Annotated in this window: 10 protein-coding genes and 2 tRNA genes; 10 read left to right on the top strand and 2 right to left on the bottom strand. The window is 63.8% G+C overall.

Annotation, left to right across the window (positions count from 1 at the left end):
• Positions 1-392 precede the first annotated feature (392 nt).
• The 7 genes from gyrB to ABV518_RS05865 all read left to right on the top strand — a co-directional run bounded on the left by gyrB (position 393) and on the right by ABV518_RS05865 (position 7,356).
• Positions 393-2,477, top strand: coding sequence for a DNA topoisomerase (ATP-hydrolyzing) subunit B (gyrB, locus tag ABV518_RS05895; protein ID WP_367765911.1), 2,085 nt, complete (start codon positions 393-395; stop codon positions 2,475-2,477).
• Positions 2,478-2,535: 58 nt separating this feature from the next.
• Positions 2,536-5,214 (top strand): DNA gyrase subunit A, encoded by a 2,679-nt coding sequence (gene gyrA, locus ABV518_RS05890; protein WP_367765910.1) that lies wholly within the window; start codon positions 2,536-2,538, stop codon positions 5,212-5,214.
• Complete coding sequence (locus tag ABV518_RS05885; protein ID WP_367765909.1) at positions 5,211-5,834, top strand: DUF3566 domain-containing protein; 624 nt, start codon at positions 5,211-5,213, stop codon at positions 5,832-5,834. Before gyrA ends, ABV518_RS05885 begins: the two co-directional genes overlap by 4 nt.
• 99 nt (positions 5,835-5,933) lie before the next feature.
• Positions 5,934-6,007: transfer RNA gene (locus tag ABV518_RS05880), tRNA-Ile, on the top strand.
• 58 nt (positions 6,008-6,065) lie between these two features.
• Positions 6,066-6,182, top strand: a complete 117-nt coding sequence (locus tag ABV518_RS05875; protein ID WP_242633290.1) for a DLW-39 family protein — start codon at positions 6,066-6,068, stop codon at positions 6,180-6,182.
• Between the two features lie 72 nt (positions 6,183-6,254).
• Positions 6,255-6,330, top strand: a tRNA-Ala gene (locus ABV518_RS05870).
• A 72-nt stretch (positions 6,331-6,402) separates the two neighbouring features.
• Positions 6,403-7,356, top strand: a complete 954-nt coding sequence (locus ABV518_RS05865; RefSeq protein WP_367765908.1) for a DMT family transporter — start codon at positions 6,403-6,405, stop codon at positions 7,354-7,356.
• Positions 7,357-7,362: 6 nt separating this feature from the next.
• On the opposite strand, the gene ABV518_RS05860 is transcribed toward ABV518_RS05865, so the two are convergent.
• Both ABV518_RS05860 and ABV518_RS05855 read right to left on the bottom strand, forming a co-directional pair.
• Positions 7,363-8,238 (bottom strand): glycosyltransferase family 2 protein, encoded by an 876-nt coding sequence (locus ABV518_RS05860; protein WP_367765907.1) that lies wholly within the window; start codon positions 8,236-8,238, stop codon positions 7,363-7,365.
• A 136-nt stretch (positions 8,239-8,374) separates the two neighbouring features.
• The gene (locus ABV518_RS05855; RefSeq protein WP_367765906.1) at positions 8,375-9,358 is read right to left on the bottom strand and encodes a hypothetical protein; all 984 of its coding nucleotides are present in this window, start codon (positions 9,356-9,358) and stop codon (positions 8,375-8,377) included.
• A gap of 155 nt (positions 9,359-9,513) precedes the next feature.
• On the opposite strand from ABV518_RS05855, the gene ABV518_RS05850 reads away from it, so the two are divergent.
• The 3 genes from ABV518_RS05850 to ABV518_RS05840 all read left to right on the top strand — a co-directional run bounded on the left by ABV518_RS05850 (position 9,514) and on the right by ABV518_RS05840 (position 11,991).
• Positions 9,514-10,059, top strand: coding sequence for a peptidylprolyl isomerase (locus tag ABV518_RS05850; RefSeq protein ID WP_367765905.1), 546 nt, complete (start codon positions 9,514-9,516; stop codon positions 10,057-10,059).
• Between the two features lie 9 nt (positions 10,060-10,068).
• Positions 10,069-10,950, top strand: coding sequence for a rhomboid family intramembrane serine protease (locus ABV518_RS05845; protein ID WP_367765904.1), 882 nt, complete (start codon positions 10,069-10,071; stop codon positions 10,948-10,950).
• A 573-nt stretch (positions 10,951-11,523) separates the two neighbouring features.
• The gene (locus tag ABV518_RS05840; protein WP_367765903.1) at positions 11,524-11,991 is read left to right on the top strand and encodes a carboxymuconolactone decarboxylase family protein; all 468 of its coding nucleotides are present in this window, start codon (positions 11,524-11,526) and stop codon (positions 11,989-11,991) included.
• Positions 11,992-12,030 lie beyond the last annotated feature (39 nt).

The raw sequence follows: 12,030 nt of genomic DNA, 5'->3' as shown, positions 1-12,030 counted from the left end.
GTGACAGCCGGCGACGCCGCCGTCGGACTCTTGAATATTCGCCTAAGGGCGTGTAGGGCGCTATAACGCCCCGTGGGCGTATAGGAACCCAAAGACCGGACCGCTGGGGCGCCCTAGGCGGGGTCAATGGCCTCACATGGGCACATTCCGTGCCGCCGAGGGCCCTGGAATGCGGGTTTACGCCCTGATTCACGATAGAATCACATCAGATAACTGGGCGCCGGTGAAACGTTGACTGAGTCCGTTTTCCGCACGCTGACAGCCGAGCGGAACGCGGTTCCGCATGTCTTCCTACTCGCCAGCGCCATCAGTTTGTGCCTGTTGGCCGAAGCAATTCCTGGCGGAACTGACTCGGCCGGCCATCATCGAAAACAGAGGAGTCGACAGCGCCTGTGGCTAACGACAATACAGATATCCAGGCAGTGGAACCCGCAGTTGAGGATGCCCGTACCCCCGACACCCCGGCAGACGCTGCGACGCCCCGTGAATACGGCGCAAGCGACATCACCGTCCTCGAGGGCCTGGAAGCCGTGCGGAAACGTCCCGGCATGTACATCGGCTCGACCGGTCCCCGCGGACTCCACCACCTCGTCTATGAAGTGGTGGACAACTCTGTTGATGAGGCCCTGGCCGGATACTGCACACACATCGAGGTAGTGCTGCAGGCCGACGGCGGAGTCAAGGTGGTTGATGACGGCCGCGGAATCCCCGTGGACATGCACCCCACCGAGCACAAGCCCACCGTCGAAGTTGTTATGACCATCCTCCACGCCGGCGGCAAGTTCGGCGGCGGCGGCTATGCAGTGTCCGGCGGCCTGCACGGTGTGGGTATTTCCGTGGTGAACGCGCTCTCCAGCCGCGTTGACACTGAAGTCCGGCGCCAGGGACACGTCTGGCGCATGTCCTTCGCCGACGGCGGCAAGCCCCAGGGCGGCCTCGTCCAGGGCGAGGCAACCGACCGCACGGGAACCACCCAGACGTTCTACCCGGATGCCGGCATCTTCGAAAGCACCGATTTCGACTTCGAGACGCTGCGCGCCCGCTTCCAGCAGATGGCATTCCTGAACAAGGGCCTGCGCATCACCCTGACTGATGAGCGAACCTCCGTTGCGGACAACGACGGCGACCTCGACCTGGATGCCGTGGTCACCGAAGGTGAGGTCACCGCTGAGCACCGCACCGTGGTCTACCAGTATGACGACGGCCTGCTGGACTACGTGAAGCACCTGAACTCGGGCAAGAAAGTGGATGTGGTCCACGAGGACGTCATCGCCTTCGAGACCGAGGACAAGGACCGTCGCATCGCGCTGGAAATGGCCATGCAGTGGACCAACGCGTATTCCGAAAGCGTCCACACGTACGCCAATACCATCAACACTCATGAGGGCGGAACGCACGAAGAGGGCTTCCGCGCCGCCATGACCTCGCTCATCAACCGTTACGCCCGGGAAAAGAGCATCATCAAGGAAAAGGACGACAACCTCACCGGTGACGACATCCGCGAAGGCCTGACCGCGGTTATCTCGGTCAAGCTCGCCGAGCCGCAGTTCGAGGGCCAGACCAAAACCAAGCTGGGCAACTCCGAGGTCAAGGGCTTCGTCCAGCGCGTGGTCACCGACGGGCTGGGTGACTGGCTGGAAAGAAACCCCGGACCCGCACGCGACGTCATTCGCAAGGCCATTTCCGCTGCCCAGGCGCGTATGGCTGCCCGCAAGGCCCGCGACAACGCCCGACGCAAGAGCCCGCTGGAGTCCTTCGGTATGCCGGGCAAACTTTCGGACTGCTCCTCCAAGGACCCGGCCAAGTGCGAGGTGTACCTCGTGGAGGGTGACTCCGCCGGCGGTTCCGCCAAGCGCGGCCGCAACCCCGAGACCCAGGCCATTCTGCCGCTCCGCGGCAAGATCCTGAACGTGGAGCGCGCACGCCTGGACAAAGCCCTGGGCAACGCCGAGGTCCAGTCCATGATCACCGCATTCGGTACCGGCATCGGCGAGGACTTCGACCTCAGCAAACTGAGGTACCACAAGATCGTCCTCATGGCAGATGCCGACGTCGACGGCCAGCACATCACCACGCTGCTGATGACCCTCCTTTTCCGCTACATGCGGCCCCTCATCGAGAACGGTTACGTCTACCTGGCGCAGCCGCCGTTGTATCGGATCAAGTGGTCCAACGCCCCGCACGACTACGTCTTCAGCGACAAGCAGCGCGATGCCATGCTGATTTCCGGCCAGGCTGCGGGCCGCCGCATTCCCAAGGACAACGGCATCCAGCGCTACAAGGGCCTCGGCGAGATGGACTACACGGAACTGTGGGACACCACCATGGACCCGGACCACCGCACCCTCCTGCAGGTCACCATGGACGATGCCCTGGCAGCCGACCAGATCTTCTCTGTCCTGATGGGCGAGGACGTGGAATCGCGCCGAAACTTCATCCAGCAGAACGCCAAGGACGTCAGGTTCCTGGATATCTAGACGGTTTACCCGCTGATATTCCACAACTGACATATACCTGAAACGGAAAATATAGACGATGAGTGACGAGACACCAGAGAACCAGGCGGAATCCGCCGATCTTCCGGAAACCGTACTTGAAGGCGATGTGCTGGTAGACCGCGTTGAGCAGGTGGACCTGCAGACGGAGATGCAGCGCTCCTACCTGGACTACGCGATGGCCGTTATTGTTGGGCGCGCCCTTCCCGACGTGCGCGACGGGCTCAAGCCAGTCCACCGCCGGGTGCTGTATGCGATGTTCGACGGCGGCTACCGCCCGGACCGGTCGTTCAACAAGTGTGCCCGCGTGGTGGGCGAAGTCATGGGCCAGTACCACCCCCACGGCGACACCGCCATCTACGACGCCCTGGTCCGCCTGATCCAGGACTGGACCATGCGCTACCCGCTGGCGCTGGGACAGGGAAACTTCGGCTCGCCGGGCAACGACGGCGCGGCCGCGCCGCGTTACACTGAAACCAAAATGGCCCACCTCGCCATGGAGATGGTCCGGGACATCGACGAGGAAACCGTCGACTTCCAGGACAACTACGACGGCAAGAACCAGGAACCCACCATCCTGCCGGCACGGTTCCCCAACCTGCTGGTCAATGGTTCCTCCGGCATCGCCGTCGGCATGGCCACCAACATTCCGCCGCACAACCTCCGCGAAGTGGCTGACGGCGTCCAGTGGTACCTGGCCAACCCGACGGCCACCCGCGAGGAACTGCTGGAAGAACTGCTGCTCCGCATCAAGGGACCAGATTTCCCCACCGGGGCAACGATCCTGGGCCACAAGGGCATCGAGGACGCCTACCGGACCGGCCGCGGATCCGTGACGATGCGTGCAGTGGTCAATGTGGAGGAACTCCAGGGCCGGACCTGCCTGGTGGTCACCGAACTGCCGTACCAGGCCAACCCGGACAACCTGGCCATCAAGATCGCCGAGCTGGTCAAGGACGGCAAGATCTCCGGTATCGCGGACCTCCGCGACGAGACCTCCGGCCGCACAGGCCAGCGCCTGGTCATTGTGCTCAAGCGCGACGCCGTGGCCAAGGTGGTGCTGAACAACCTTTACAAGCACACCGAGCTGCAGAGCAACTTCTCCGCCAACATGCTGGCCATCGTGGACGGTGTCCCGCGGACGCTGAGCCTGGACGCCTTTATCCGTCACTGGGTGACGCACCAGATGGACGTCATCGCCCGGCGCACACGCTACCGCCTGCGCAAGGCCGAGGAAGAAGCTCACATCCTGCGCGCGCTGCTCAAGGCGCTGGACATGCTGGACGAGGTCATTGCCCTCATCCGCGCCTCCAACACCACTGAAGCGGCCCGCGACGGACTGATGCAGCTGCTGGACATCGATGAACTGCAGGCCAGGGCCATCCTGGACATGCAGCTGCGCCGCCTGGCAGCCCTGGAACGCCAGAAGATCCAGGACCGCCATGCCGAACTTGAGGCCCTGATCGCCGAGTACAACTCGATCCTCGCCTCCGAGGAACGCCAGCGCGAGATCATCAGCACCGAGCTGGCCGAGATCGTGGCGAAGCACGGTGATGACCGCCGCACAAGGATCCTGATGGGCTTCGACGGCGACATGTCCATGGAGGACCTGATCCCCGAAGAGGAGATGGTAGTCACCATCACCCGCGGCGGCTACGTCAAGCGGACCCGCAGCGACAACTACCGTTCCCAGCAGCGCGGCGGCAAGGGCATCAAGGGTGCCCAGCTGCGCGGCGACGACGTCGTGGAGCACTTCTTTGTGACCACCACCCACCACTGGCTGCTCTTCTTCACCAACCTGGGCAGGGTCTACCGCGCCAAGGCCTACGAGCTGGTCGAAGCCGGCCGTGATGCCAAGGGCCAGCACGTCGCCAACCTGATGGCCTTCCAGCCGGACGAGCACATCGCCCAGGTACTGGACCTCAAGGACTACCAGCACGCGCCGTACCTCGTCCTCGCCACCAAGCGCGGCCTGGTCAAGAAGACCCGGCTGGAGGACTACGACACCAACCGCTCCGCCGGCGTCATCGCCATCAACCTGCGTGATGAAGACGAACTCGTGTCCGCACAGCTGGTCTCGGAGACGGACGACATGCTGCTCGTGTCCCGCAAGGGCCAGTCCATCCGGTTCACCGCCACCGATGACGCGCTGCGGCCGATGGGCCGGGCCACGTCCGGCGTCACCGGCATGAAGTTCAGGGAGGACGACGAACTGCTGGCCGCCAACGTGGTCACGGACGGTTCCTTTGTCTTCATCGTGACTGAGGGCGGCTACGCCAAGCGCACAGCCGTGGAGGAATACCGGCTCCAGGGCCGCGGCGGCCTCGGCATCAAGGTCGCGAAGCTGGCAGAGGAACGCGGAGACCTGGTGGGCGCCCTGATCGTCCAGGAGGAAGACGAAGTCCTGGTGGTCATGGAAGGCGGCAAGGTGGTCCGTTCCTCCGTGTCGGGCGTTCCCGCCAAGGGCCGTGACACCATGGGCGTCATCTTCGCAAAACCGGACAAGAACGACCGGATCATCGAGGTGGCCCGGAACAGCGAACGCGGACTTGAGGGCGATGAATCCCTGGAGGATGACGTAACGTTGGCTGAAGAGGCTGGATCCCCCGAGGGTTCCGCAGGGTCAGAAGAAGTGGCAGAGACAGCACCGGCCGTTGAGTCAGAGGACGCCTCCGGCGACGCTGAGCCGAACGAAGACTACACCGGAGGTAACGAGTGAGTAATCCCGACTCATATCCCAAGCAGAACAGCAATGTTCCAGGTGGAACGGGCCAGCCCGCGGCCGCTCCCCGGGTGAACGCCCCCGTTCGTCCCCAGCAGCGTCCGGCGGCTCCGGCGGGCATGCCCGGCCAGCGCCCGGCCGCAGCGGGCCAGCGTCCGCAGGTCCAGCCCGGACAGGGCCAGCGGCCTGCCAGCGCGGGGCAGCGTCCCGCGCAGGGCGGCCCCGGGCTGGTCAAGCCCGCCCCCAAAGCCAAGGTCAGGCGTGCGCGCCTCCTTGTCAGCAAGGTCGATCCCTGGTCCGTCCTGAAAATGGCGTTCCTGCTCTCCGTAGCGCTGGGAATCGTCACGGTCGTTGCGGCCATCGTCCTCTGGACTGTCCTGGACCTCACCGGCATCTTTGACCAGGTGGACAGCCTCCTGGGAACCCTCGCCGGGTCCGAAGGCGGCGGGTTTGAGCTGAAGAAGGTCGCCTCGCTGGGACAGGTGGCCTCCTTTGCCACGATCATCGCCGTGGTGAACGTGGTCCTGCTGACGGCCCTGTCCATGCTGTCCGCTGTGCTGTACAACATCTCTGCCACCCTCGTGGGCGGCATCGGCGTTACCCTCACGGACGACTGAAAATCCCATATTTCCGGCGGAAATTTCCGCCGGAGGGCCTCGATTTGAGATCGGGCCGGGATGTGCTGTAAAGTCATGTCTCGGCCCGATGAGGCATCGGGGCGTATAGCTCAGGCGGTTAGAGCGCTTCGCTGATAACGAAGAGGTCCCAGGTTCAAGTCCTGGTACGCCCACGGAACCTGTGCAGGTTCCAGTAAAGGTCCAGCCCGGCTGGACCGGAACGGGGTGCATGTGAAGAAGTTGCTGGTTCTTGCAGCTGCGATCGCAGGCGTCCTGCTCTACCGGAAAGCACAGGAATCCGAGGCCCGGAAAACGGTCTGGAGCGAGTCAACCGATACGGTTGATTAGCCCGGATTCCCGGACCGGAAGCTGGCTAAAGGCTTCCCGGTTCTAGGGTATGATTGACGGGTTGCTTCTTATGGGGGCATGGCGCAATTGGTAGCGCACCTGCTTTGCAAGCAGGGGGTTCGGGGTTCGAGTCCCCGTGCCTCCACCATAAGGAAGGTCCCGGACAGCGGAAACGCTGTCCGGGACTTTTTGGTTAAGTCGCCACAGTAGGGTTTGGACAGTGAACTTCTTCCTCGCGGCGCTCGGTGTGCTGGGCGTTGCCTCATCCGGTCCGCTGATCGCCGCCACCCTGGGTGCCACCACGGTCAGTGCCCTGGCCATCGCCTTCTGGCGCAACGCCATCGGTGCCGTGGTGATGGCCACCCCCACCCTGGCGCGTGAGCCGCGGCAGTTCGGCCAGGTCTCCTGGCAGGAGTTCCGCTGGTCCTTGCTGGCCGCCAGCGCCCTGGCCCTGCACTTCGCGTGCTTCATCACTTCGCTGCAGTTGACCTCCGTGGCCGCCGCCACGGCCCTGGTGTGCCTGCAGTCCGGCTGGATCGCCGTCTTCCAGCTCTTTCGCGGCACCAGGCACCGGTGGCCGGTGCTGGCCGGCCTCGGCACCGCTTTCGGCGGCGTGGTGGCCATTACCGGGTTTGATATGGGGAGCTCACCTGAGGCGCTCCTTGGCGACGTGCTGGCGGTGGCCGGCGGAGCGCTGGCGGGACTGTATACGCTGGCGGGCGGCAAGGCCCGGCAAAGCATGACCACCGGGACCTACACCACGCTGTGCTACGGAATGTGCGCCGCCCTGGTGGCGGTCCTGGCAGTGTTCAGCGGCCAGCCGTTGACCGGGTTCGACGCCGGCGGCTGGCTGGGCATTATCGCCATCACCGTCTGTGCGCAGCTGGTGGGCCACACGGCGTTCAACCACCTGCTGGCCACGATGAGCCCGCTGCTGGTCTCGATGATCATCCTGCTGGAGATCCCTGGAGCCGCCCTGTTGGCGGCCATCTTCCTGAACGAGACCCTTCCAGTGGGCACCTATGCCGGGCTGGCGCTGATCCTGGTGGGACTCGCCGTCGTAGTCCTGGGGCAGCGGTCAGGCTCTAAAAGGAAGCAGCGCGAGACCTCAGCGAGCCGCACCCGGGGCGACGAACCGCCGTCGGACCGCCTCGCGGAGCTGGGGACTGACTGAACGCTGTTACTGGCCGCCGCGGCGAACCGGCTGGGCCGTGTTGACGGTGTGGATCGCCCGCAGCAGCTTGGCCGGGAAGTAGACGGAGAAGAAGACCACCATCGGGGCCTTGAGGGCCATCTTCTTCACGTTATGCGCCTTGTACGTCCGGTCGAAGCGCGTCACGTAGTAGCGGTAATCCCTGGGTGAGTCCTCGAGCCGGCGGGCGGACATGCCGGACACCATCTGGGGCCAGTACTGCACCTTGAGTTCGTGGTCGGCGAGATGCAGGGAAAGGTCAATGTCCTCATGCATCTCGTCCTTCTCGTCACGGCAGGTTTCGTCCCGGATGGTTTTCCAGGCTGAAGCACGCAGGGCCATGTTGGAGCCAAAGAGGAAATGGTACTGGTGCTTGGCGAGCTTGAGCATCAGCTGGCGCATCTTGTCGTCGGCCTTGAGTCCGAAGCGGCGCATGGGCATGTCGTAATAGACAACGGGTCCGGTGGCGGCCTGGACCGACTGGTCCGCGAAGGCCTTCTGGACCTGCTCCACCCAGTCCGGCTCCACGACGGAATCGGCGTCGATCCGGCCTAGGACATCACCGGTGGCGTGGTTAAGGCCAAAGTTCCTTGTGGGGATAAGTCCCTGGTCGCGGTCCTGGCTCAGCAGGATGATGGGGCTTTCCGGGTACTCCAGCTGCATCTGCTGCACGATGGCCGCGGTGCGGTCTGTGGAGAGGTTATCCACCACTATGATTTCGTGCGCGGGGACCGACTGGTAGACGGCAGCGATGAGGCACTGCCGGATCACACTTTCCTCGTTATATGCCGGGATGACAATGGACACGCGCGGCAGCTGAGCTGCGTCGTTCAAGGCATCCCCGGAGGATTTATCGGCTGACATCAGTTCAAATTTAGCACCGATCGGGGTCCGTCCTGCCGGGAGGCGGCGGGAGTCCGGACAAACACTGGGAAAACACTGAAGGGGCCCCGCACCAGGCGGAACCCCTTCAGCTGACGGCGCAAAGCGCCTGGAACTGCTAGACGCTGTCCTTGTCCGCGGATCCGTTCACGTTCGATGCGATGTTCTTCATCGCCGTCTTGGCATCCGTTGCAGCCTTGGCGGCGGCGTCCTTGGCATCCTCGGCGACATGCTTGGCTGTGTCAGCTGCGTCTTCCACAGCTTCCTTGGCGTCTGCCGCGACTTCCTTGGCCTTGTCAGCGACGGCGCCCGCAGCGGACGACGCAGCTGCTGCCGCGTTGCTGACGGCGTCGGCAGCGGTCTCCTTGATGTCGTTCACCGTGGTGGCGGGAACCGGGGCCGGAGTGGGCGTCACCGGGGAAGGGGTCTTCCACGGGTCTTCAACCGGCTTGGACGCCTTCCAGGCGGCAACACCGGCGGCCACTCCGGCGGCGATAATCCCGAAGACCAGCCAGCCGCGCTTTTTGGGCTTCTCGGGCTGGGCAATCTGGACGCCGACGGCCTTGCCTGCTTCGTGGGCTGCTGCCCTGAGCTGGGTGCCTGCGGTGTGGGCCTGTTCCTGGATGGAGTGCACCACGCCGGAATCGGCAAGCCTCTGGGCTACGGCGTCCACGTGGGACGGAGCGTTTTCCAGCGTGCGGTGAACCGCTTCGGAAGCCTGGCCGATCTGGTCCGAGAGGCGCGGCAGGTACTCCACGACAACACGGTCGCGCGCATTGAGGATGACCGGTGTGGCCTTGTCCAGTGCCTCGTGGAGACGCGGAGTGGTGCCTTCAACAGCGTCATGGATCTTCGGAGCAAGGTGGGCCAGACCATCCTGGATGCGAGGCGTTACTGTTGCGACGCCGTCGGCGAGGTTGTGTGCGGCACTCTTGAGCCCCTCCTGGATCTTGGGAGATGCGGTATCCAGGCCATGCTGCAGGCGGGGAACCGCCCAGTCCACGGCTGCTTCCACGCGGGGGGCTGCCCAGTCCTTGGCGTTCTCTACCGCGCTGTTGACTGACTGCTCAAGGTCACGGGCAATACGATCCGATTTCTTCACAACTACCTCCCGATTAATGTGACGGTTCTGTTGTTAGCCTACGTGGATTGACCTTCACCGGCTATTCTCCGCCCGGAATTCAGGCTGATTTCACCCAGCGCGGAACTGCCTGCCACACCCGATCCGCTTTGGCCGGCCATGAAAGAATGGGCAGTATGACTGCCATCGCAACTGCAAAAGCAACCATCCACACCAGCCTCGGCGACATCGTCGTGAACCTCTTCGGGAACCACGCCCCCAAGACGGTCAAGAACTTCGTCGGCCTCGCCACCGGCGAGCAGGCCTGGACCCACCCGGAGACCGGCGAGGACAAGACGGGCACGCCGCTGTACAACGGCACCATCTTCCACCGGATCATCAAGGACTTCATGATCCAGGCCGGCGATCCCCTGGGCCGCGGCATCGGCGGACCGGGCTACAAGTTCGACGACGAAATCCACCCCGAGCTCAGCTTCAACGCCCCCTACAAGCTGGCCATGGCCAACGCAGGCATCCAGATGGGCAAGGGCACCAACGGCTCCCAGTTCTTCATCACCACGATCCCCACCGACTGGCTGCAGGGCAAGCACAGCATCTTCGGCGAGGTGGCTGACGAGGACTCCAAGAAGGTTGTCGACGCCATCGAAGGCGTCCGCACCGGCATGGGTGACCGCCCCGTCGAGGACGTCACCATCAACAGCATCGACATCGAGCAGCTCTAACCACAACCCATGAGTTACGGAATCCCGGCGGTGGAGCCGTCAGCGCAAATTCCGGTCTGCCCCAGGCACCCGGACCGGCCCTCCTATGTGCGGTGCCAGCGCTGCGGGCGCCCTGCGTGCCCCGACTGCCAGCGGGCGGCCGCCGTCGGGTTCCAGTGTGTTGACTGCGTCAACGAAGCAGCGCGCTCGACGCCGGCAGTACGGACCGTCTATGGCGGTGCCGTAACTACCGGCAAACCCGTCATCACCTACGGCATCATCGCGGTGTGCGCGCTGGTGTACGCCCTGCAGTGGATACTCCCCGGCGGAGCTGTCTACGAACAGTTTGCGTACAACAACGTGTTCGCGACGCCCGCCTACGGCGTGTTCGAGCCGTGGCGCATGCTGACAGCTGCATTCCTGCACTCGCCTGATTCCGTCCTCCACATCGTGCTGAACATGTACACGCTGTGGATTTTCGGGCAGGCCCTTGAGCCGCTCCTGGGCCGGGTGCGTTTCCTTGCTGTCTACCTGATCTCTGCCGTTGGCGGTTCAGTGGGCTACCTTCTCCTCAACCCGCTGCTGGTCCCCGGCCAGCAGCTGGCAGGCGTGGTGGGGGCATCCGGCGCCATCTTTGGACTCTTCGGCGCGATGCTCCTGGTCCAGCGGCACCGTGGCGGGGAAACCCGCCAGCTGTGGATCCTGATAGCCATCAACGGCGTCATCGGTTTCCTCATCCCCCAGATCGCCTGGCAGGCCCACCTCGGCGGCCTCATCACCGGTGCGCTGTGCGCCGCGGTGGTGGCGTACACGCCGCGCGGACCGCGGCAGGGACTCCTGCAGGCTGCCGGCCTCGCTGCCGTGTTTGCGCTGCTGGTCCTCGTGAGCTGGATCAGGGTTTCAGCGGGCTGATTCCTGCGCTCTACCCACACGTACTGAAGACCCCGGTGTCCACATGGACACCGGGGTCTTCAGTGTTCCAGGAGGTGCTGGTTTGTCTCCGAGGGGGCACGGCAAGTTTTCCACAGGAGTTATCCACATTGTTGGTAACTTACATGGTTGTAGTTCGGAAGCAACATTGGCCGCAGGCCCGCAAACGCGGCGGTATCTGAATTACCAGTCGGCCGGTGTCCACAATTGTGGATAACTCCTGGGGATGTCCCTGTGGTTAAGTGGACAAACATGGCGATGATGTCCTCAGCTGTGGATATCCCTGTCGATTCACGGCCAAACAGGCCCCCAGCGGCCGTCACGCCAGAGATTTCAACATGGTTATTCACAGTGTTAATAACTTACAGCGGTGTAGTTCAGGGAACGCCGAGGGCCCTGCGGTGCCGATGCAGCGGGTTATCCGCGTGTGCTGGCGCGTGTTGTCCACAACTGTGGATAAGTTGTGGGTAGCCGTGTGTTAGCAAGTGGATAACCGGGCGGATCGGCAGCCGGATTCAGTGCAGCGCCGAAGCCAGCCAGAATGCAGGAGGACTCATGAGCGGCACCACCGAAAACATCTTCCTTGATAAGCAGCACCCGGCCATGTGGCGGTCGCTGAACGGCCTGGGGCTCAAGGCGCGGGAAGCCGCGGCAGCCGCCGGCATTGAGGGCACAATCATTGAGCTGATGTACGTCAGAATCTCCCAAATCAACGGCTGCGCCTACTGCCTTGATCTGCACGTGGGCGATGCTGTGGCAAACGGCGAATCCCCGCAGCGGCTGGCGGTTCTTCCCGCGTGGCGTGACACGGCACTGTTCACGGACAGGGAGCGTGCGGCACTTGCGCTGGCGGAGAGCATCACGGAACTGCCGGACCAGCGCTCACGGGAGCGCGAGGAGGGCTACGCCCGGAGGCACCTCACCGCAGACGAGTTCTCGGCTGTCAGCTGGCTGGCGATCACCATGAACGCCTTCAACAGGGTTTCCATCACCAGTCACCATCCGGTGCGGCGCCAGGAGTGAGCGCTGGGCGGCTGTCATCGGAGGCCGGCGGGCTTCAAA

This window comes from Arthrobacter sp. HS15c (assembly GCF_040812005.1).
In the GTDB taxonomy this organism is placed as follows: Bacteria; Actinomycetota; Actinomycetes; order Actinomycetales; family Micrococcaceae; genus Arthrobacter.
Note: the sequence above shows the minus strand (reverse complement) of the source record. Positions and strands in the feature narration are given on the sequence as shown.